20 protein-coding genes are annotated in these 21030 nt (G+C 51.8%); 2 read left to right on the top strand and 18 right to left on the bottom strand.

Features of this window, described 5'->3' with window-relative positions; genetic code table 11:
• Positions 1-131 precede the first annotated feature (131 nt).
• Entirely contained in the window at positions 132-530 is a 399-nt protein-coding gene (locus BLX24_RS06825) for a hypothetical protein (RefSeq protein ID WP_071502375.1), read from the top strand.
• Here BLX24_RS06825 and BLX24_RS06820 read toward each other — a convergent pair.
• The 16 genes from BLX24_RS06820 to BLX24_RS06745 form a co-directional block, all read right to left on the bottom strand.
• Positions 519-974 carry a GNAT family N-acetyltransferase gene (locus BLX24_RS06820; RefSeq protein WP_071502374.1) on the bottom strand — a complete coding sequence of 152 codons (456 nt, stop codon included), beginning with the start codon at positions 972-974 and terminating at the stop codon, positions 519-521. The genes BLX24_RS06825 and BLX24_RS06820 overlap by 12 nt on opposite strands.
• 77 nt (positions 975-1051) lie before the next feature.
• Positions 1052-3208, bottom strand: a complete 2157-nt coding sequence (locus BLX24_RS06815) for a M28 family peptidase (RefSeq protein ID WP_071502373.1) — start codon at positions 3206-3208, stop codon at positions 1052-1054.
• Positions 3209-3252: 44 nt separating this feature from the next.
• Entirely contained in the window at positions 3253-5865 is a 2613-nt protein-coding gene (gene rph, locus BLX24_RS06810; RefSeq protein WP_071502372.1) for a rifamycin-inactivating phosphotransferase, read from the bottom strand.
• A gap of 9 nt (positions 5866-5874) precedes the next feature.
• A complete protein-coding gene (locus BLX24_RS06805; protein ID WP_071502371.1) occupies positions 5875-6333 on the bottom strand; it encodes a MarR family winged helix-turn-helix transcriptional regulator in 459 nt (152 codons plus the stop codon).
• A gap of 669 nt (positions 6334-7002) precedes the next feature.
• The gene (locus BLX24_RS06800; RefSeq protein WP_071502370.1) at positions 7003-7890 is read right to left on the bottom strand and encodes a cyclase family protein; all 888 of its coding nucleotides are present in this window, start codon (positions 7888-7890) and stop codon (positions 7003-7005) included.
• 27 nt (positions 7891-7917) lie between these two features.
• Positions 7918-8655 (bottom strand): SDR family oxidoreductase, encoded by a 738-nt coding sequence (locus BLX24_RS06795; protein WP_071502369.1) that lies wholly within the window; start codon positions 8653-8655, stop codon positions 7918-7920.
• The gene (locus tag BLX24_RS06790; protein ID WP_071502368.1) at positions 8652-9005 is read right to left on the bottom strand and encodes a darcynin family protein; all 354 of its coding nucleotides are present in this window, start codon (positions 9003-9005) and stop codon (positions 8652-8654) included. Before BLX24_RS06790 ends, BLX24_RS06795 begins: the two co-directional genes overlap by 4 nt.
• Positions 9006-9077: 72 nt before the next feature.
• The gene (locus BLX24_RS06785) at positions 9078-9653 is read right to left on the bottom strand and encodes a Crp/Fnr family transcriptional regulator (protein WP_071502367.1); all 576 of its coding nucleotides are present in this window, start codon (positions 9651-9653) and stop codon (positions 9078-9080) included.
• Between the two features lie 33 nt (positions 9654-9686).
• Positions 9687-10163, bottom strand: a complete 477-nt coding sequence (locus tag BLX24_RS06780) for a GNAT family N-acetyltransferase (RefSeq protein ID WP_071502366.1) — start codon at positions 10161-10163, stop codon at positions 9687-9689.
• 28 nt (positions 10164-10191) lie between these two features.
• Positions 10192-10617, bottom strand: coding sequence for a DUF1801 domain-containing protein (locus BLX24_RS06775; RefSeq protein ID WP_071502365.1), 426 nt, complete (start codon positions 10615-10617; stop codon positions 10192-10194).
• 501 nt (positions 10618-11118) lie between these two features.
• Positions 11119-12195, bottom strand: a complete 1077-nt coding sequence (locus BLX24_RS06770; RefSeq protein WP_071502364.1) for a serine hydrolase domain-containing protein — start codon at positions 12193-12195, stop codon at positions 11119-11121.
• A 106-nt stretch (positions 12196-12301) separates the two neighbouring features.
• Positions 12302-12622, bottom strand: a complete 321-nt coding sequence (locus tag BLX24_RS34020; RefSeq protein ID WP_374754997.1) for a DUF6958 family protein — start codon at positions 12620-12622, stop codon at positions 12302-12304.
• A 12-nt stretch (positions 12623-12634) separates the two neighbouring features.
• Positions 12635-13990 (bottom strand): M60 family metallopeptidase, encoded by a 1356-nt coding sequence (locus BLX24_RS06760; RefSeq protein ID WP_071502362.1) that lies wholly within the window; start codon positions 13988-13990, stop codon positions 12635-12637.
• Positions 13991-14388: 398 nt separating this feature from the next.
• The gene (hslU, locus tag BLX24_RS06755) at positions 14389-15777 is read right to left on the bottom strand and encodes an ATP-dependent protease ATPase subunit HslU (RefSeq protein ID WP_071502361.1); all 1389 of its coding nucleotides are present in this window, start codon (positions 15775-15777) and stop codon (positions 14389-14391) included.
• A gap of 96 nt (positions 15778-15873) precedes the next feature.
• Positions 15874-16926 carry a type IX secretion system protein PorQ gene (gene porQ, locus BLX24_RS06750; protein WP_143092594.1) on the bottom strand — a complete coding sequence of 351 codons (1053 nt, stop codon included), beginning with the start codon at positions 16924-16926 and terminating at the stop codon, positions 15874-15876.
• A 44-nt stretch (positions 16927-16970) separates the two neighbouring features.
• Positions 16971-17447 carry an Lrp/AsnC ligand binding domain-containing protein gene (locus tag BLX24_RS06745; protein ID WP_071502360.1) on the bottom strand — a complete coding sequence of 159 codons (477 nt, stop codon included), beginning with the start codon at positions 17445-17447 and terminating at the stop codon, positions 16971-16973.
• Positions 17448-17984: 537 nt separating this feature from the next.
• Here BLX24_RS06745 and BLX24_RS06740 point away from each other — a divergent pair.
• The gene (locus tag BLX24_RS06740; RefSeq protein WP_071502359.1) at positions 17985-18752 is read left to right on the top strand and encodes a hypothetical protein; all 768 of its coding nucleotides are present in this window, start codon (positions 17985-17987) and stop codon (positions 18750-18752) included.
• A gap of 56 nt (positions 18753-18808) precedes the next feature.
• Here the strand turns inward: BLX24_RS06740 and BLX24_RS06735 are convergent, their stop codons facing one another.
• Together BLX24_RS06735 and BLX24_RS06730 are read right to left on the bottom strand one after the other, a co-directional pair.
• Complete coding sequence (locus tag BLX24_RS06735) at positions 18809-19771, bottom strand: alpha-E domain-containing protein (RefSeq protein WP_071502358.1); 963 nt, start codon at positions 19769-19771, stop codon at positions 18809-18811.
• 126 nt (positions 19772-19897) lie between these two features.
• Positions 19898-20932 (bottom strand): SPASM domain-containing protein, encoded by a 1035-nt coding sequence (locus BLX24_RS06730; protein ID WP_071502357.1) that lies wholly within the window; start codon positions 20930-20932, stop codon positions 19898-19900.
• Positions 20933-21030 lie beyond the last annotated feature (98 nt).

Below are 21030 nucleotides of genomic sequence, written 5' to 3'. Positions count from 1 at the left end.
TAGCGTTTGTTTTTAATAGTAAACCACGGAGTGTCACAGAGTTTAAATTTGCACAGAGTTACACAGTTTTACTCTTTTAACTCCGTGTAAAAAACTCCGTGGAACTCTGTGGTTTTAATAAAAAGCTAGTTTTGGAAACAATCGAACCAAAGATCCTGCCGCTGGTCGACGCCCTGAATGCCACGGGGATCGTCCGGACATTTTCGAGTTGTGAGGGACATTATGATCCCGCCGAACAAACGATCCGCGACCGGAACCACGCGGAAGTCCGGTTTGTGCCGGCCGCCGGTTATTCGGCGCAGGATGTCGAACAATGGCTGGGCAGGGTACTGATCCGGTTCAAAAAAAAGCATGGGGTAATGCCCATGCAGGTGGTCGGCTATAAGCTGTTTACGCCCTTTGATGATGACATCGACGAAACATTTGTGCTGGAGCTAAAGCCCTTCAACCGCTTTGAGCCACCGCACACCAAACGGACCGACACCGATGAGGCGGTGCTGCGGCTGGTACAGGTGCTGTCAGCGACCTGACGGACCGGTATTTTCCATCTGATACAGGTCGTAGCCTGTTGCCCAGTAATCTTTAACTACCGCCGTCAGCACAAAGCCCAGCCGTTCGTAAAACCGGTAAGCATGCTGTGAGGTACGGACGATAATGCCTGTGCCCCCTTCCGTTTCCCTGATTTGCTGAATACGGAATTCTGTAAGCAACCGGCCGATACCCTGACCCTGCCGGGCAGGATGCACGATGTCCCACGAGAGCCGGAAAATGGTCGGGCCGTCGGGGTTATTGTAGCCGCCACAGCCAACCAGTTGCCCATCCGCTTCAACAACAAAGTAATGGGTCGCTTCGTATCTGAGGTAATTGATAAAATCTTCTTCTTCTTCCGGCGCAAAGAAATCAGGGGTGTTCAGCCGCAAAAGACTCAGCAGCGCCGGTATATCGGTGTGTGGATTAAAAGGTCTGATTTGCATATAGTTATATTGGGCGAAGGGGCAGAAAGGAATACCCTTCGTGCCCCTGCTTATCTTCCCGCCTTCGTGGTTAAACCTTATTTCTTCCCCGTTCCGATTGCCGCCGCCGGGGTGGCGCCCTGGCTAACTGCCTGTGTCAGCGTGTTAATCTGCTCCGTCAGCTTGCCGATGGCAGCCGAGTAACGCGCCTCGATAGCAGGCAGGTTGGCGGTTGATTTCAGCGAGGCTTCGTAGAGGAAGGCCGGCAACATCCAGTCGGCGTAACCGCTGTATGGGTCAGGAGCCGCATACAACGATTTATACCATTTGCCAAAGGCCATGCCGTCCGGATCGATAAAGGCTTTTTCCAGCTGGCGCAGGTCACGGTTGATGGCTTCGGCCTGCTTTTTATCGATGGTGCCAGCCGAGAGCCTTTGTTTAACGGCCGCTGCATAGGCATCCGTGCTTTGTTTCAGCGCATCGACCTGTTTCAGTACGTTGTCAATCGAATAATCGGGTTTGTAGGCTTTAATGGCCTTTTCGGCCGCTTTCAGGTGCGTGGTCAGGTCGGCCGGATAGCGGGTTACGTCGTATGGAATCAGGTCGGCATTGGCAAGGCGCGTTGTCAGCGTGCCCATCATCTGCTCCACCAGCGGCCCCATTTTATACCCTGGATTGGCAAACTTTTCGTAATAGTATAAATCATCGTAGACCGAGTGGTACAGCGTCGGGCCGTGAGTGCCGATGCTGGCCGACGGCACACCGGCGTGCATGTAGAACGCGATGTGGTCAGAGCCACCGCCCAGATTCCCGATGTTCGGCTCACTCGCGCCGGGCTTTTTGCTGCCCATCCAGTGCTGATACACCGTTTTGGCGGAGTCAGGATACTGCACCGCCTGCGAGGCTTCGACCAGCAGCGTCTTGAGCGATGGCGAGGCACTGCCACCAAACATGGCACCCGAAACCGCCGCATCGGCGTTGAAATAGGCCACGGCCTTTTTGCTCAGCTCATCGCGGAACTGCTCGACCCATTCCGTTGAGCCGATAACGCCGGCTTCTTCGGCATCCCAGTGCGCAATTTTAATGGTCCGGCGGGGGCGTTGACCATCTTTGGCCAGTTTCCCCAGCGATTCGGCCAGCGACAGCAGCATCGACGTACCGCTGTTAGGGTCGGTCGCGCCGAACGACCAGGCATCGTAATGGCAACCCATCACAACCCATTCGTCAGGAAATTCGCTGCCGGTCAGCGTGCCGACCACCTCATAAACACGGACAAAGTCCTTTTCCTGCTGCACGTTCAGCCGCACTTTCAGGGCCGGACCGCCTTCAAGCCGGTAGGCAAACGGCAGACCCCCCTGCCAGCCCGCCGGAACCCCTTTACTGCCGGTCATGCGCTTGAGGATTTCCTGCGCCGAGTTCCACGGCAAAGGCGTTACCGGAATTTTGTGCAGTGCCACGTCTTTCGGATCGCTGCGTTTAACTTTCACCGGTCCGTCGAGGGGGAGCGCCGGTTCGCCGGGTGTCAGGGCATCGCCCGTAAAGTCGACGGTCAGCAGGGAGCCGCGCTGAATGGTGCTTTCACTCGATTGCGGGCCTTCGGGGAAGGTAATGCCTTTTTTGTAGCCCGAATCTTCCGGATCGGTGTAAATGATGACCCCGGCCGCACCGGCTGCCTGCGCATGTTTGGCTTTATAGCCCCGGAAATTGCCGCCGTACCGGGCCAGTACAATCCTGCCTTTCACCGGAATACCCATTTTGGCCAGCTGCTCAAAATCTTCTTTACGGCCGTAGTTAGCATACACCACCTCGGCCGTTACGTCGCCCGAGCCCGACCACGCGTTCCAGCCCTGGGTCAGCAGCGGGTGGCCCGAGTATTTGTTGTCGGGGACGATGTACTCGCGGGTGTTCAGCGGCTCGCGGATCGGCTCGACCAGCTCGACGGCGATGGTGCCGGGACCTTTGGGCAGGTAAATGTCATGGGGGTAAATGTCGACCTGAAGGCCGGCTTTTTTCATGGTCTCGACGATGTAATCGCGGACTTTAGCGTTTTCGGGTGTACCGGCGAGGTGCGGCACCGAACACATTGTCTGCAGGTGCTTTTTAAACCGTTCGGCCGATTGCTGCGTCTGAAACACCTGCTCGAATTTCGTCTGCTTTGCCTGGTTGTCGGGGGTAAAGCCGCTGATGGTCGACTGCGCCTGCGCCGACAGGCAGGAGAGGGCTGCCAGCAGGCCGGAAAAGTAATAAACGTTCATGAATACGTCAGATTGTTGAGAGTTAACCGGTTAAGGACCGTAAGTTAACCGAAATCCAGGATTTCTACATATCCCTCCGTACCATTTACACGGATTCGCTGCCCATCTTTGATAAGCGTCGTGGCTTTTTCGATGCCGACAACGGCCGGTAAGCCGTATTCCCGGGCAATCACGGCTCCGTGGGTCATTAATCCGCCGACTTCCGTAACCAACCCTTTTATGGAGACAAACAATGGCGTCCAGCCGGGGTCGGTGAAGGACGTGACCAGAATGTCGTCGGGTCCGGGTTCGGCCTCACCCATCTCCCGGAGTACCCGCGCCCGCCCTTCCACGACTCCGGCCGACACCGGTAACCCCGCGATGGCGCCTGCCGGCAGGTTCTCCCGCTTGTAGGAACCGCGAATGATTTCACCCTCTGACGTGTAGACACGCGGCGGGGTTAGTTTTTCATACTGGATATAGTCGGCTTTTCGCTGCTGAATAAGCTGGTTGTCAGCCTGAAGGGTGCGGGTCAGGTCGCCCAGCTCATCGAACGTCAGGTAAAAAACAGCTTCTGTGTCCGTCAGTATACCCGCTTGTACGAGCCGGTCTGCTTCGGCCAGCAATGCCTGTTTGCAGATAAAATAACGGCTTACGAGATCATATTTCGGGTATTCGCGGTAGCCTATCAGGTTTCTGACGAGCTGAATCATCCGGTCGGCAGCGGCCGCTTTTTCGTCACCGTCGGGGAGTTGCCGGAGCCGATCCAGTATAGAATCCCGTTTGCGTGTTGCTTCGCGCAACCCCTCCTCAAACTTCTGCCTGGCCGCTCCGGGCACGCTGTTTTTCACATTGCTGAGTAAGAGTGGCAGGAGCATGGTCGGTTTTTCGCGCCAGCGCGGGCGGGTGATGTCGATTTCGCCGCTGCACCGCATGCCGTATTGGTCGAGAAACGCGAGGATCGCCTTCCGGGCTTTGTGGCCGCCCTGTACGTTATCTAACTGATTTAGAAACGAGTCATCAACGGCTTGTTGCAGCAGGTCAATAACGGCCGGATTGGGGCGGATGATATCGGCCACGTCCAGCAGAGCCAGCCCCATTTCCGACGTGATGTTATGCGGAACCGATTGGGTCAGGGTATCGGCGACGCCTTTTTCACCCAGCCACTCCGCGATGTGTTCGTTCAGCCAGACCGACGCGTTCATGGCGGTCATGATCACGGCGAAACTGCGCGGGTCTTTTAACGCGCCCCTAATCTGCCGGATATGATCCAGAATAAAGTCGATGAGTGCCGGACCGGTTTTTTCGCGAATCTCCTCCCGTAAGGCCTCAATAGACGCCTGACTCTGCCGGATCAGTTCACCGACAACCGAAGGGTCAAAATCCTTCAGGGTTTGGTAATCGGCCAGTGCCGGGCCTCCAGCCGGGCCGCCCGGCACTTCATCTGGCACCAGCCGGATAAAATCCTCGCGCTCCAGAATGGTGGTCAGTGCGTCTTTGATCAGCGGGTCGTTATTGCCTAGCACGTTGAGCATAAGCTGCCGTCCGGCCGGTGTGGCCAGTTCCGGTGCGACATCCACAAACAACCGCCCGCCCGCCTGGTACATAGGTCGTCCGGCGGTCAGTTGCCAGAGCGACATACCCAGCGGCCGGATGGGATCGGTCATCATTTGCTGGTGGCCGACAGAAATGTAGACGTGTGGCTGATGGTCACTGACCGCCGGAAGGGGATAAAGCGTCGTGATCGGGCGGCTTTGCACGATGTAAAACTGCTCGCCGGCCAGGCACCATTCAATGTCCTGCGGAGAACCAAAATGGGCCTCGATCCGTCGGCCGATGCGGGCCAGTTCGTGGATCTGTGGGTCCGTTAAGACCTGTCGGTTTTGCTGATCGGGCGGCAGGTCGCGCTCCTGCGTACCGCCTGCGATTGTCGCCTCCATAACCAGCGTTTTTGCCGGAACCGTTTTTTCAGTAATCACGCCGTCGCGGACTTTGTAGGTATCCGCATTGGTCCGGCCCGACACCAGTGCCTCGCCCAGTCCGAAACCGGCGTCAATGGAAACGACCTTCCGGTTTGAGGTGACAGGATCGGCCGTAAACAACATACCGGAGGCCAGTGGGAACACCATTTTCTGAATCACCACGGCGAGGTACACCGTCCGGTGATCGAATCCATGCTGATTCCGGTAGCTGATTGCGCGTTCGGTAAACAGCGATGCCCAGCATTTGCGGATATGACTCAGGATAGCTTCTTCGCCAATGATGTTGAGGTAGGTATCCTGTTGACCGGCAAATGAAGCGGTAGGCAAATCTTCTGCCGTGGCGCTCGAACGTACCGCATAGGCACCGGTTGGACCATAGGTGGTAAGGTAGCGGCCGATGGCCTCGCGGATATCAGCGGGGACCGGAATGGCTTCGATCTCATGGCGGAGTCCGGCACTAATCGAGGCGATAGCGGGCCGGTCGGTGGCCGGTACAAGTGCCAGTTGGTCCAGCATGGCCTCAACCCCCGCGTTCCCGGCAATGATGCGTTTAAACGCCTCTGTCGTGATGCAGAAACCATCGGGAACGAGAATGCCGACGATGCGGGCGAGTTCGCCCAGGTTCGCGCCTTTGCCACCGGCTACTGTCAGCGATGTCTTGTCCAGGTTTTGAAAACCAGTGATGTACTTACTCATGGTGCCGGATTAGTTATCGTTCAGTTGATCGGTTGTTTGCTGCATCAGGCCGATGGCCTGCCGGAAGTAGGTTTCGAGCACGGCGCGTTCATTGGCCGGAAAAGAGGCCAGAAGTGCTTCGTGTTGGTGCCGGAATTCGCGGTACAACGGTTCGAGCAGGGCCGTGATCACATCGGTTTCCGGGACAATGAATACTTTCCGCCGGTCGTCGGGTGCAAACTGTCGGCGCACCAGCCCTTTCTTTTCAAAGCGGTCGATCAGGCCCGTAACGGCCCCCGTCGTCAGACCGGTCAGGGTGGCAAGTTCACCGGCAGTCATTTGTCCTTTCTCAAGCAGAAAGCCCAGGTATTTGTGATCCGTCCCCGACAACCCTGCTTTACGCGCCACCGCCTCGTGCATCTGTAAGGAGGTATAGGCATATAACTGGCTCAGTTTCCTGACTTGTTTGACCGTTTCGATGTCGCTCATTTGTCTTAGTTGATAAATATCTTAGTTGCAAAGATAAATGAGCGTTGTTAAATTGCCAAATGAATAGTGGGACCGGTGAAACCGTGTCGTACCTACGGCACGAATGGGTGTTGTTGGCTACCGTTTGCTACCGACGCTTTGCTACCGACGCTGCGCTGTGATGTCCCTACGGGACAACTGGACTCATTCTTAGCGGATTTTTGCCATGGTCCGTACGGGAAACATGCCGACGCTTTTCTACCGACGCTGCGCTGTGATGTCCCTACGGGACAAATGGGGGCATGGTTACCGGATTTTTGCCATGGTCCGTACGGGAAACATGCCGACGCTTTTCTACCGACGCTGCGCTGTGATGTCCCTACAGGACAACTGGACTCATTCTTAGCGGATTTTTGCCATGGTCCGTACGGGAAACATGCCGACGCTTTTCTACCGACGCTGCGCTGTGATGTCCCTACGGGACAAATGGGGGCATGGTTACCGGATTTTTGCCATGGTCCGTACGGGAAACATGCCGACGCTTTTCTACCGACGCTGCGCTGTGATGTCCCTACAGGACAACTGGACTCATTCTTAGCGGATTTTTGCCATGGTCCGTACGGGAAACATGCCGACGCTTTTCTACCGACGCTGCGCTGTGATGTCCCTACGGGACAACTGGGGGCATGGTTACCGGATTTTGGCCATGGCCCGTACCGGAAACGTACCGACGCCTTTGAATTTGGGCGGTACGGCGCTGAACGTAAAGCCTTCATCGGGTAGCAGCTGCAGGTTACACAGGTGTTCGACAATCAGGATTTCCGCGCCTAACAGCGTGGTGTGCACCGGTCTGGTGTTGCCGGTTGTGCAGTCAATGTTGTGCGAGTCGATACCGACTAGCCGGACACCGCAGTCTCTCAGATAAAGCGCTGCCTCTTCCGTCAGATAGGGGTGGTTTTCGTAGTAGGCTTCCGTATTCCAGTGGGTATCCCAGCCGGTGTGGATCAGTACGGCCCGGTTTCTGATTTCGTAGTTCCGGACATGTGCCTCGGTGATGGCCAGCGTTTCGGTAAACGGCACCCGGATCACCACTGCTTCCAGGTCAGTAAAGCAGGCCAGTTCTATCTCCGAGAGATCTTTACCGTGGGCAAAACGGTGGAATGGACAGTCGATGTAGGTACCGGTGTTCGTAACCATCTTGATTTTGCCGATCTGAAATTCGGTGCCTTCAGCATAGATTTGCTTCGACCGTTCACGGCTGAGATAATCGCAGATGATAGGGGCGGGGAGGCCTTTGTAGGTGACGAGACCGTCTTCGATAGTGTGGCTCAGATCAATAAATACCTCACGTCCCGTTGGCTCATTGATGGGTTTACGCTTGTGCGGTTCCGTCAGAATTGACTTGTTCAGGATATGGGTCTGACCCACCATTAAAAGACGCAGATCGGCCACAATGTAGTCGGCGAGCTCCTGGTCCGAAATGTCGTCACCTGCAATATCGAGCCGGAAATCCTCGCCCTTAATACTGCCGCCGTTGGTGAAATAAATGGCAAAGTCAAATTTTACCCGTTTGTCCATGGTCGTTGCTGCTGGATGGCTGATACCTTATACGCCATTTCTCATGATCCGGCCGGCAAGGGCTGGTGAAAGCCGGTTGAGCAGTTTCAGGAGTTTGGCTTTGCCAATGTAGCATTCAAAACGATCAGCGGCAAAACTTCGCAGAAATTCATCGGCTAACTGGTCTGGCGGGAGTTTGGCTTTGCCACGCCCCGTGGTCATGGCTGTATCCACCAGGGGGGGAATGATTTCAAAAACGCTGACGCCGGTATGTTCCAGCTGATAGCGAAGCGTTTGCGTAAAACTGTGCAGGGCGGCTTTGGTGGCACAGTATACCGCTGCCGATTGTTTGGGCGCCATGAACAGGCCACTGCTCACGTTGACAACGGCAGCCGGCTTATTTTTCAGCAGCAGGGGTAGCAACAGGCCGGTAAGCCTGGCCGGAGCCGTCAGGTTAGCCGCAGTTTCATAGTCAATTTTATTGAGCAGGTCCGGTTCTCCGGTAAAGTGATAGTTGTATTGGACGGCAGCATTATTGATCAGCACCGTGAGGTCAGGGTGTTGCTGCCCGATGAAGTGAACCAGCTCATCCATAGCTTCGCTGCTGGTTAAATCACCCGTAAAGGTGATTACCTCAGGAATCAGTTCCTGGGCCTGTGCCAGCTTTGACGCGTCGCGGCCGGTGATAATCACTTTGTTGTGCAGGGCTGACAACCGTTTCGCCAGCGCCAGGCCAATACCCGACGAACCACCCGTAATCAAGACCGTATTTCCTGTCGTTTTCATCGGACACCTACGTTGAGTAGTTCATTAAAATCCTCGAAAAGAGCCTCCTGACCCACAATGATGTCAACAATGCGAAAGTACGGGATGCCATATACCGGCGTGTCGCGTAGTAATTCAATCAACAGCTGGTAGTCATGCAGAACCGTTGTCGTAACGATCATAAAGTCCGATACGGACGCGTGGAAGTATTCGCTGTCGAACAACCGGACCGTCACGGTTTGGCTGACCCGCCGGAAAATGGGCTGTAGTTCTGTTTCAACAAAACAGCTGCGTTGGCTTCTGCTTAATGTAAGCCACGCGGGAGTGGCGTTCATCAATACTAAAATTGTATAAGGTTTCTGATTTTGCATGTCAATAGGCTTTTTTGAATGTGGCAAAATTGACAAGGCCGGCAACCGGATCCATTTACATAGGTAAAGAAATCAGAGCCCCGCGCGTTTTTTCCGGATGCGGCTGAGCTGGGTAGGCGTAATGCCTAAATAAGACGCAATGTGGTATTGCGGAATGAGTTGTTCGAGGTGTTTAAAATCGCGTTGAAACTGCTCATAGCGCTTGTCGGCGTCGAGCAGAACGATGTCGATTTCGCGCCGTTCTTTCTGAACAAAAAACTGTTCGGCCAGGATACGGGCGCCCCGTTCGATATCGGGGCAGGTAGGGTAAAGCGCCTGTAAATCTGCATAACGGGCTACCTGAACGCTACAGTCTGTCAGCGCCTGCTGGTTAATCTGGTTGGGCAAGCCGGTAATGAGCGAGGCGTAGCCGCCGATAAAGCAGGGGTTAATAAAGAAGTGTTTGTTGTATTCTACAGCTTCGGCATTCCGGTAGAACGCCCGCATAATGCCTGCTTCCAGAAAGCCGATTTCGCTGGCAAGCTGCCCGTCACGGATAAAATAATCGCCTTTTTTAAGGGTTACCGGTCTGAACAAGGCCGCAAACTGTTCCCAACTTGTGGTTGATACCGGCGTAAGGCTGGTAAAGAAATGCTGTAAACTAATCATGAGCTATGGCGCACGAAATGCTTTTCTGACCCGTCAGGAAAGCCGGTAAATATACTCCTCAATGTCGGCTTGCCGTGCATTGGCAAATCCGTGGTCAGTGCCGATTTGTATGAAGCCGCATTTCGTCAGTACCCGCTGCGAGCCGATGTTATCGAAGGCTACCCGCGCATAGACCGGCCGTTGGGTGGTAATGGTCAGCAACTCGTTCAGGGCTTTCGTGGCGATGCCCTGCCCCCACACGGCCCGGTCGAGCCAATAGGTCAGTTCCGTTTTCCCGTCCATGACAAACGTAGATATACTGCCCACGATGATGTCGTCTGCAAGGACAGTCCGCATGAGTACGGTGGGGTTGTTGAGAAGCGCTGAATATTTGGTAAGATAGGCCGCTTTGTCGTCTGGTTTTTGGGGCGTAAAGGCCGCTAGATGCCTTGCTTCCGGATCGAGCTGAAACCGGAAAAAATGGTCGAGATCGGCGATTTCGGTTGGTTTGAGAATAATGGTTTGAGTCATAAAACTGAATTTAGCGAGCCTGTTTTGATTAACTCGTTTGCTGTATGCCGTCCTTAATCGCTTCCAGCAACACGTCTACATCGATCGCCTTCAGGTTTTTAAATTTGATGCAATAGCTGGTCACCGTTGCCTTTCCTAACCGGCTGCCGAACGTATTGGCCAGGTATTTCTTGTCTTTAAGCCCCATAATGTACACCGAAATGCCGGTCGTCGGAGCACTGATACCTGCCTGATAAAAGTCTTTGGTTTTGCCGTCGGCGTACACTATGCGCTGGAAACCATAGCCAATACTCGGATTTGAAACCGTTTTACCCGTTTCGTCTTTTCCGTCCAGAAACCATAGCCGGCAATCCGGCAGTTCCTGAAGAATGCGCTGGTGTAATGCCTGCAGATCACTGCGTCGGGAATCGGGCAGGCTAGTAATATAGTCGTTAATTTGTTGTTGTATGTTCATGTGATATTGATCAATGTACTGGATTTTCCGTTTCCATCATGCTGGTAATGCTTCGGTCGTATACAATATTTCGGTGTTTTTTAAGACGGTACATGTGATAACCTGCCAATAAATGTATAATAAATTAATGCTCTTTCCTTTGATAGCGGATCAAAAACTACCGCTATCAGACATATCAATGCCTGATAGCGGTAAGTACAGTCCATTTAGACAAGTACTGCCTCAATGTTGGTCCGGTAAGGGATCCTGACCTAAAGCTTCGTCCCCATTGCGGTCGAATGCCTGACAACAGTAAAGCCATACCGGTAATGTGTCTGACACCGCCGGCGCTTTCCTGCTTCAACTTAATCAGCCAGAACAGGAAAGGCGCTACCATAACAACAAGGCAAAGCAGGTCCTCAAAGCCAAAGCACCAGGCCAGGCCGAAAAAGGTAAGTGTATTGCCCCGGGGCAACAGGAGGTAGGTTGTGTAGGACTGTAACTGCTCTTTTTTTTGCGCGCTTATTTTTTTCCCAGTGCCTGAAACAGCTTACCGAGGATAAAATAGGCTCTTGCGTGCGGGTACCAATTGCCGTATGCGCCGGAGGTCATGGCAACGACCATGTTTTCTTCCGGAACAACTACCAAATGATTGCCGCCATTGCCGGAAGCCCAGAGATAACTTACTGTTCTGCGGCCAAACGTGCGCTTCGTTCTGTACCAAAGCATGCCATATCCGTCAGCCAATGGATTATAATCGCCTATCGCTGTGGAGTTTTCGCTTAACAGCCGGTTCATGTAGTCATAATCGGCCAGCTGCTTATCACCCCATTTACCTTTGTTGGCAACCAGTAACCCCAACTTGGCAAAGTCCAGCGTAGAGAGGTAAAGGTTACCGGCCGCACCGGTTTGATTGGCCGTATTGGTGTACCAGTAAAACTCTTTGATTGCCAGCGGATCAAAGAGTTTTTGCCGGGCAAAATCCCTTAGGCTCATACCGGATTTTTCTTCAATGACAGCGCCGATCAAAACGGCATTAATATCGGCATATACCCATTTTTGTCCCGGGTTACCTGATAACGGAATGCTTAACAGATAAGATACCCATTCGTCTTTTGGCATCCATTTCCCTTCACTGCCCGGGGTTTTGGGGTTATCTGAATCAGCATCTAAACCAGATACCATATTCAGCAGGTGAATGAGTTTGACCTGTTTATAATCTTCGTGCATGGACGGGTACTTCTTTTTGGAGAAGAACGAATAAACATCCTGGTCTACATGTTGTACCAGCCCCTCTCTGATGGCTACGCCCAGCAGCAACGCCGTAATGCTCTTTCCGGCAGACCGGACATCATGTATGTGGTTACGCCAGAAGGTATTGTAGTAGTTTTCTACCACAATTTTATTGTCTTTAATAACAACCAATCCCCGATAATCCCGCTGTCTGAATTTCGCGATTGTATCTGTGATCGCCTGAATGGAGTCTTTATTGAATCCGGCAGTCTCCGGACTACCAGCAGGGAGATCCGGAATTGCTTTTAGCTGTGCATAGGCAGCACACGATAAGAGCAGACAAAACAGAGTCAATGTTTTTTTCATGTCTTGGAATGGCAGAGCAATGTACGGGTCGGAGCAATCCGGCGCTGCGAGTCTTTGCCGATATGCCTGACCCGGGCTTAACGGGCGGGAAGCGGTAAACGGCTTGTCAGCGGTTCGTTGTCTTTAGTTTATATTTTTCGGGTCTTGATTTCGTGCGTTCAATAACGCTTCGTGCCTCCGGATCTAATTTGACGACTTCGCCATACCATTGAATACCGCCGTCAAAATTGTCTTTAACTCTGCTGTACAACTTCTCCATTAATTCGGTATGCGACAATTCTGATTCGCTTAAAATCGCCATGATGTGTTCTTTAATGAACTCATATTTTCCTCTGGCAATGCTCTTGTTGGTTTTGCCGGGAGTCGGGTGTAACGTCTGGAATTTTTCTTCTTTTAATGAAGTAGCATGCCAATTCGCTAAGTTAATTCAGCTAAATTTCTACTCTCTCAATAAAGTTAAGTCGCTATCCGGAGCCGGAAGATTAAGGCTTTTAATGGCTGCATATCCGTTATTGACGCCAACAAATCCCCACTTCCTGAAAAAATCAGTCAAATTTTTTCCTGAGATCAGAGATGCTTTTTTCATGAAATACTCCATTTTCTCTTCTCTTGTCTTAAGATCAGGATTCTCAATTCTGGTTTGTCTGTGTAATTCCTTAAAAAACGTATCCCCAAAAGCCAACCTCAATTGATCAAAAAGACACAGTCTTGTAAAAACATCTATTTGATTATCATCATTGAAGTTTTTTGAAGAAGCCGTACTGTTTGTAAAAACCACCATTTTGGTCCAGGAACCCGATTCAGTAAGTCGTGATGGTTTAATTCCTAAGGTCCTTTCTACAGCAAGCGAATAAATATTTACTGTAACTTCACCGACTTCCTGCCATGTCCACGCAGATTGTTGATGCATGTGCCCAAGCTCATGCCATGGGCCCCAACCCTCATCATTTCCTTCGACAATTGAATTACTAAAAGCCCTATAGTGAGTAGGGGATTTATAAGCAGTTATATAGTTCGATGCAAACATGTATGAATTTGGAATGTCTGTTTGTGTCATTAAAACCTTATGCTTCGTTATTGAATGTATGGAGGAGTTATCATTAACTAAGCCACTAATATCGTTCTCAATGCCTATAATTTTATCGACGTTTTTTAATACTGCCGGAATATTCTGGTCTTTCCATAAGATAGCACTTGATAGAGAATAAACCTGTAATGCGTAGTCAGAGATTAACGTTACATCGGGTACATTCTTGTACTTTTCTAATTGCCATTGCCAGTGTTTGGCTGTAGTTCCATTGGTAAATAACGGGGCCCTTAGTGCTCCGCCTAAAAAATCAATTTTGACCCGGTCATTCGTGTCAGGGTTTTCACTGGTGTATCTTATATAAAGCATACCCCCGGGTCCGCTTATTTCAACGGTGTTCTGCCCTGCAGTCAGTCTGATTTCATCCGGGAAGAGTTTGGCATTATATCTATAGTAAGTGCCAATGATTAATGTAGGTAAACTTTTACCTGAAAGATTTTTCACATTTATTAATAATCTGGAACCAGGGCCAGGTGGAGCATATAGACCCGTAGGTTCAAAATCAGCCCATTGAAGATTTAACCCAAGTCTTTCCCTGTCTGATTCAGCATTGATAGATTGGTGAAAAATAAATGAAGTTGGATTATCCGGAAATTCCTCATCTTTTATGCCTGAAGGAGATAGGTTATCTTTTTTATTACATCCTGTCAGGCATAATAGTATAAAGATAAAGCACAAAGGGCCTGCGACTGAATTTAGTGGCTTCATTGGTACATTTATTAAAATAAAAAAATATTACTTTTTTATTTTGGTGTGAAATCTTGTAGATCGTTTCATTGAGTGGTATTATAGGTAGCTTTATTGTATGATGATACTTTTTATTACGAGTGCTATGTAAGCATATGTGACATTTTTAATCTCCTCAATGGTGTCTTAAGGTTTTACTGGCTTACAGTTATTTCGGTATAATTCGACTAGTGTAATTGACTGTTTTTCTGGATATATCAATTAATTGTTTATGCGTTCCTGGTAAATCGTTTAGTTGATATTAAGATTTATTTACTATTAATAATATATTTAACTATTAACACTTTTTTATCTATAAAGGTAAAAAAAAGCCAATCTGATCGACTATGATCAGATTGGCAGAAAAAAAATCCGGAAATCTACAGAATAAACTGGCTCAGGTCGCGGTTCTGGACGAGGCCGCTCAGCTTTTCCTGCACCATCTCTTTTGTCACCACCAGATGGGCGTTAGGGCCAATGATGTCCGGAATGTCGAACATAAAGTCGTTGAGGAGGTGGCTCATGACCGTCTGCAAACGGCGGGCGCCGATGTTCTCAACCTCCGAATTGACTTCGTAGGCAATGCGGGCCATTTCGCGCAGCGCTTCGTCCTGAAACGTCAGGTCAACGCTCTCAGCGGCCATCATCGCTTCGTATTGCTTCGTCAGCGCGTTTTTCGGCGCTTTCAGAATCTGGTAAAAATCATCTTCCGACAGGCTTTGCAACTCGACCCGGATCGGGAAACGGCCCTGCAACTCGGGAATCAGGTCGCTGGGCTTCGAAACATGGAACGCACCGGCTGCCACAAACAGAATGTGGTCGGTATTGATCGTCCCGTATTTGGTATTTACGGTGCTGCCCTCCACAATCGGGAGCAGGTCGCGCTGCACACCCTCGCGGCTCACATCGGGCCCGCCGCCACCGGAGCGGTTGGTCGCAATCTTGTCAATCTCATCGATGAAGATGATGCCGGTATTTTCGGCCTTAAAAATAGCCTCGTCCTTCACCTCGTCCATGTCGATCAGCTTTGCGGCTTCTTCTTCCAGCAGCAGCTTCTTGGCTTCGGCGATGGTCACCTTGCGTTTGCGGTTCCGCTTCGGCATCATCCCGCCGATCATATCCTGCAGGTTCATCATCGACAGCTCGTCCATGCCGGTACCCATCACCCCGATATTCGGCGTCTGGCTTTGCTGCACGTCGATTTCGATTTTGCGCTCGTCCATTTCGCCGGAGCGGATTTTGTCGCGGAACCGTTCACGGGTTTTCTCGTTCAGCTCGGCGTCGCTGTCAGGCACGCGGGTGCTGTCGTTGGGCATAAAACCGGTGGTCACCGGCTGCTTGACGGGCGGGATCAGAATGTCGAGAATAATGTCTTCTACAAGCTGCTGGGCCCGTGCCTTCACGGTTTCCTTTTTGGCGGCTTTGACCATGTTGACAGCCTGCTCTACCAGATCGCGGACCATGCTTTCCACGTCGCGGCCCACGTACCCCACTTCCGTAAACTTCGAGGCTTCGACTTTGGTAAACGGCGCATCGGCCAGTTTGGCGAGGCGGCGGGCAATTTCGGTTTTACCAACCCCCGTGGCCCCGATCATCAGAATGTTGTTCGGCACAATCTCGCGGCGGATATCGGCAGGGGCATTCATGCGGCGCCAGCGGTTGCGCAAGGCAATGGCCACGTTGCGTTTGGCGTTATGCTGGCCAATGATGTATTGGTCTAACTCGGCAACAATCTGCCGGGGCGTAAGGTCTTTCAGGAATTCATTCATGTTGTTTTACAAATGCAACCGGCCAGACAAGCGCCCGGTCCAGTTGAGTAGTGTCGTAGCGTTAACAGTTTTTGGGGCGAAAGGGGTTCGTGCCGGTCAGTTTTTTGTCAGGATACGGTCCATGCTGATGCGCAGGCTGAGCTGGCTGCTGCCACCGGCCGCCGGAGTATACATAAAGCGTGCATAGGTCAGCTGAAACCCACGAGCCTGGGCCGACAGCCCGAACGACAGGCCGGAAAGTCCGCCAAAATCCTGCAAACGGCCTTCCTGCCGCCGCTGGTGGTTATAACCGACCAGGACATTGAGGTTCCGGCTGATGAGCAGTTCAGCCCCGACAATCAGGTGGCGGGCCAGTTTATCGGCAAGACCAACCTTGTTGACAATCGGGTTGCCATTCAGGTCGTAGGTCCGGTTCAGGGCCGGATCGTTGTAGGCAATGTCAAACCGGTGCAGGTGGTGAGCCGTGACCGTGATCCGTACGGGGGCATGGGCAGGCTTAAACGTTACCCCGGCCTGGAGGTCAAACGGGAGCCGGGCATCGGTCGGGCTGTAATTGCGCAGTACGCGGCCGATGTTTTTGGCGGTCAGCCCGAACGTGAGCTGTTTTTTCGGGTGCCGCCAGACGCCGCCGAGGTCGGCCATAACGGCAAAGGCGCTGTACAGTTCAATCGCCGAGCCGACAGCCTTGATGGTCGCCCCAAGCGAGTAGTTGCCTTCCGTACGGGCATGGGATAGGCTCAGTGCATAGTCATTGGCGGTAAACGTGCCCAGGTTGTTGCCCGACGGATCGGTCAGGTCAAACTGCCCGTAGGAGAGGTACTGGAGGCCGGCCGCCCAGCGGCCTGTCTGCCCGGCGTTGTGGCCGAAGGGGAGGCCATAGTGCAGGGTGTAGTATTTGGCCGCTGCCAGATAGGGCATAAACGACAGCCCGAGCTGGTGATCGCCCATGGAGTCGGCCAGGGCGGGGTTATTCTGGAAATACATCCCGTCGGGTTGGGTAGCCGAAGCGACCTGCCCGCCCAGGGCCGCCACACGGGCATGCGTGGGCAGGTTCAGGAACGGGAACAGTTGCTGCCCGGCGATGGGTTGAGCCTGGCCAATGGTCGACAGCCCGATCCAGATGACGATGAAGTAGAGTAAAGGCCGCAAGCGATTCGCTATTAACAGTCAGAAATTCTCTTGTCTACCGGCCGCTAGTCGTTTGAGTATTCGAAAGGAATAGGGCGCAGGATCCGTTCTTCTAACGAAATAAACGTCTCGGTTCGCTGAATGCCGCCTACTTTCTGAATTTTATCGTGCAATACTTCACGCAGGTGCTGGGTGTCGCGGCATACAATCTTGGCGAAGATGCTGTAAATGCCGGTGGTGTAATGGATATTGACCACTTCAGGAATTTTTTCCAGCTCAACGGCCACTTCTTCATAAAGCGAGCTTTTATCAAGATAGATGCCCAGAAACGCGCTGATGTCCCAGCCCAGCCGCGTATGATCAATCACCAGCTGTGAGCCGCGGACAATGCCCATTTGCTCTAATTTTTTCATCCGGACATGTACGGTACCGCCTGATACGTAGATTCGTTTACCGATCTCAGTATACGCCATATTGGCATCCTGCATCAATAAATCGAGTATTTTGAGGTCTGTGTTGTCAATTTCTAAATTTTTCTCCATTTTTCAAACCCTGTATTTGATGGATGCCAACAAAAATAACTTTTTTTTGAATGAAATATAAATTTTAAGATTTTTTTATAAAAAATTTGCAAAAAAGACCGGAAGCGTTTTAACTTTGTATCGTCAAGTTAATCAACAGGACACGCTGACGCGCTTGACAATGTTCTCTTCATATACTGTAGGATGTCGAAATTGGCAGACGTGCCCTCCTGTCTCGGGGGTGGTGATAAGGGATAAACACAGCATAATGCCGCTCGCAAGAGCGACTGGGGTTGACCACCAGATGTTGTACTGTGGCTAACTGCACCGTGGGCGGTTCGAATCCCCCTCCTACAGCCAGCTTTTTTTAGCTACCTAATTTGGTTTTTAGTTTGTTGATGAAGTGTAATTCGACACGCCGACCCAAAATTGAGGTCGGTGTTGTTTTTTGCACGAAACCTATTTAATGGGCCAAAATCCTATCTTTTCCTCATGGGTACATGTTACTTTTCTCAGTAGGGGGCTATATCTTTGTCACCGAATTACTGTACCCACTACATGAGAGTTTTCTATACTGTTCTTTTTGCGCTTATTCCTTTTTTGTCATTCAGTCAGTCTCAGTTTACCAATCGCATCAGTAAAGGCATTGATGTCGGTCTGGCGTTTAAAAATGACCATACAGCGCCTTCGTTTACTTATTATGAATTGCTGCATCTCGGCCGTCAGGAGGTATTTAGCTTAGGCTGGACGTTTCGTGCCGGTGGTGTTTACGGCAGAAATCTGGATTATACGACGGCTCCGGCCCGTCTTACCCGCGGCGAAACCGGTTTCGGGGCCTTAACGGCCGATGTCCGGCCGGCCTACATAGATACATTACATTTCGATCGTACTTCGCAGTCCCTGTTTAATGTTGGCCTGGTCGCCCAGGTGAAGCTTGGGCCTGTTGAACTGGGCGGTAGCGCCGATATTCTTGGTTTTGCGCTCGGTCGTCTGCGCAATGCCCGCATTTCGTCGTCAAAGGGGGGATATTATGTTGATACCGCCGCCGATGACGACTCGCTGATTTATTTTGCGCCGAAACATACGGCACAGAGTGCCCATCCGCGTTCGATCAACGTCCGGTTACTGGGCGATAATGATCGCGGTTCGCTGGCAACCGAAGTATATGCCCGCTTCCTGATCACCAAGCGCATTGGCGTCAAAGTGGCGTATCAGTGGCTCACGACCGAAATGAAATTGAATCAGAACCGGACGCTGGACGGCAATCTGCGCTATCGTAACCGCGTAGCCATGCCGTATATAGCGTTATCATTCCCGTTATTCTGATACTGTGTTAATAAAAAGGGCGACCACGTGGGGTCGCCCTTTTTATTAACACAGTATCAGTTCTCCACCGGTTTCAGATCAAAGTACGTTTCAAAAATTGCGGCACCAACGGCGTTGGCACGAATCTGGAAACGGTCGAGGTATTGATGCAGGCCATCCTTGAAAATATCCGCTACTTCCGTAAACTCCAGTTCGGCACGTAGTTTGCTCATCGCTTTTTCGGCAGGGTTTGTATAGCCGTTGCCTGGATTCTGTCCGCCGATTTCATACAGCGATAACTCGGCCTGACGGATGCTGTGGGCCACCGCGCGGGGGAACAGCTTATCAAGCAGCAGGAACTCCACAATGCCCTGTGGTGTCAGCGTCCGGTATTGCTGCCGGTGCATGTTGTAGGCACTCACCGATTTCAACACGGCCGACCAGATCATCAGGTCAAGCGTTGAGCCTTCATCTTCTTCCGGAAACAGCGTAAAATACTTTACATCCAGGAACCGTGACGTTTTGTCGGCCCGCTCCAGAAAGCGGCCCAGGCGGCCAAAGTGCCACGCTTCGTTACGGGTAATGGTTGAGTCGATAATGCCATAGAACAACTGGGTTCCGTCGCGGATTTCGGTCAGAAAGTCCTGCATCCGGGTCTGCGACCATTCGGCGTGGTTCGGGGCCGAATCGCGCACCATCAGGTATAGCTGATTAATGCGCTCCCACATTTCCTTGGAGATGGTCTCGCGGATGGTCCGTGCATTTTCACGGGCATAGTTCAGACACGATACAATCGAGTTGGGGTTACGCTTGTCAAACGTCATGAATTCGATGACATTCTCACGCGTCGGCTCACTATAATGCTGATAGAACAGGAAATTATCGGCGGTAGCGATCAGTAGCGGCTCCCATTGCTGACTAACGGTCGGGGGTAAATCGAGGGCCAGGTTAAAGTTTACGCTCATAAAACGGGCATAATTCTCTGCCCGTTCGATGTAACGATTCATCCAGTAAATAGAATTAGCTACGCGGCTCAGCATGTTACAATGAGTGAATTAGCGATTGAGTAAATTAGCGACAGTATTTTGCCGCATACTGTTAGTTGCAATATACTGATTTGCTTGTAATTAATTCATTCAATCACTCATTCGCCCAATCACTCATTATTAAGCCCAAACTTTTGTGCCTTCAGTGCAATTTTTACACATGTCGATTTCGGAGCGGGAGCGGATGAGGGCCTGGCGGAAGTTCTGATAGGGCGCACCTTGCCAGAGTTCGGTAAACCGCTGCTGCTGCAGGTCGCCGACGCGGTGATCGGCATCCTTGTCGAAACAACAGGGGACCACCAGCCCGTCCCAGGTGATAACGCAGGAGTGCCACATTTTCCAGCAATGGTCGTCGAGGGCGCTTTTGATGCGGTAGGTGCCGTCTTGCTGCGGGGCGTAGCGGCTATACCGGTCGAGGGTCGGAATGAGCGGGTTACCGCGTTCGTAGTCGTAAATCTGCGCTGTTTTAAACTTGATTTCGTCGACGCCCAGTTCGGTCGCCAGCCGTTTGGCATCGGCAATCTGGTGCTCGTTGGGCTGCACCACCAGAAACTGAAACAACACATGGGGCGTGCGTGATTTCAGCTCTTTTTTCCAGCGGATGATATTACGGGTGCCTTCCAGCACTTTTTCCAGTTTTCCGCCGACGCGGTATTGCTGGTAAACTTCCTGCGTCGTGCCGTCGATCGAAATAATCAGGCGGTCCAGCCCCGACTCAACGGTTTTGCGGGCATTGGCATCGGTGAGGTAGTGGGCGTTGGTGCTGGTAGCGGTATAAATTTTCTTTTTCGCGGCATACTGCACCAGTTCCAGAAACTGCGGATGCAGGTAGGGTTCGCCCTGAAAGTAAAAAATAAGATAGAGCAGCGTGTCGTGCAGCTCGTCGATGGTGCGCTTGAAGAGGTCTTCACTCAGCATACCCGTAGGCCGTGTAAACGACCGGAGCCCGCTCGGGCATTCGGGGCAGCGCAGATTGCAGGACGTAGTCGGTTCAAACGAGATCGACATGGGCAGGCCCCACGGCTGGGTCATACCGGTCTGCCGCGAGCGGTAATAGCTGGTCATCAGCTTCACTGCATTCGCTACCCGCTTCGGCGTCAGCTTACTGAAAAAATTAAGGCCGTCCTTTACCTGACCGTTGAGCAATGACTTCATCCGGCAAAGATACACGTTCCTTTTCTAAGTTCTGATGGTTGCTGGTGGTTCTGGTTTGTTGGTGATGGTTGCTGGTAGTTCCGGGTTGTTTCCGGTGG

Origin of the sequence: Arsenicibacter rosenii, from assembly GCF_001870735.1 — a bacterium.
Taxonomy (GTDB): Bacteria; Bacteroidota; Bacteroidia; order Cytophagales; family Spirosomataceae; genus Arsenicibacter; species Arsenicibacter rosenii.
The sequence above is the reverse complement of the archived record's forward strand: the minus strand, read 5'-3'. Positions and strand labels throughout refer to the sequence as shown.

Bases quoted from the DNA above. Each gene is read 5' to 3' on its own strand.
- BLX24_RS06820 (WP_071502374.1), bottom strand. From the start codon at position 974: ATGCAAATCAGACCTTTTAATCCACACACCGATATACCGGCGCTGCTG.
- BLX24_RS06815 (WP_071502373.1), bottom strand. From the start codon at position 3,208: ATGAACGTTTATTACTTTTCCGGCCTGCTGGCAGCCCTCTCCTGCCTG.
- rph (WP_071502372.1), bottom strand. From the start codon at position 5,865: ATGAGTAAGTACATCACTGGTTTTCAAAACCTGGACAAGACATCGCTG.
- BLX24_RS06805 (WP_071502371.1), bottom strand. From the start codon at position 6,333: ATGAGCGACATCGAAACGGTCAAACAAGTCAGGAAACTGAGCCAGTTA.
- BLX24_RS06800 (WP_071502370.1), bottom strand. From the start codon at position 7,890: ATGGACAAACGGGTAAAATTTGACTTTGCCATTTATTTCACCAACGGC.
- BLX24_RS06795 (WP_071502369.1), bottom strand. From the start codon at position 8,655: ATGAAAACGACAGGAAATACGGTCTTGATTACGGGTGGTTCGTCGGGT.
- BLX24_RS06790 (WP_071502368.1), bottom strand. From the start codon at position 9,005: ATGCAAAATCAGAAACCTTATACAATTTTAGTATTGATGAACGCCACT.
- BLX24_RS06785 (WP_071502367.1), bottom strand. From the start codon at position 9,653: ATGATTAGTTTACAGCATTTCTTTACCAGCCTTACGCCGGTATCAACC.
- BLX24_RS06780 (WP_071502366.1), bottom strand. From the start codon at position 10,163: ATGACTCAAACCATTATTCTCAAACCAACCGAAATCGCCGATCTCGAC.
- BLX24_RS06775 (WP_071502365.1), bottom strand. From the start codon at position 10,617: ATGAACATACAACAACAAATTAACGACTATATTACTAGCCTGCCCGAT.
- BLX24_RS06770 (WP_071502364.1), bottom strand. From the start codon at position 12,195: ATGAAAAAAACATTGACTCTGTTTTGTCTGCTCTTATCGTGTGCTGCC.
- BLX24_RS06760 (WP_071502362.1), bottom strand. From the start codon at position 13,990: ATGAAGCCACTAAATTCAGTCGCAGGCCCTTTGTGCTTTATCTTTATA.
- hslU (WP_071502361.1), bottom strand. From the start codon at position 15,777: ATGAATGAATTCCTGAAAGACCTTACGCCCCGGCAGATTGTTGCCGAG.
- BLX24_RS06745 (WP_071502360.1), bottom strand. From the start codon at position 17,447: ATGGAGAAAAATTTAGAAATTGACAACACAGACCTCAAAATACTCGAT.
- BLX24_RS06740 (WP_071502359.1), top strand. From the start codon at position 17,985: ATGAGAGTTTTCTATACTGTTCTTTTTGCGCTTATTCCTTTTTTGTCA.
- BLX24_RS06735 (WP_071502358.1), bottom strand. From the start codon at position 19,771: ATGCTGAGCCGCGTAGCTAATTCTATTTACTGGATGAATCGTTACATC.
- BLX24_RS06730 (WP_071502357.1), bottom strand. From the start codon at position 20,932: ATGAAGTCATTGCTCAACGGTCAGGTAAAGGACGGCCTTAATTTTTTC.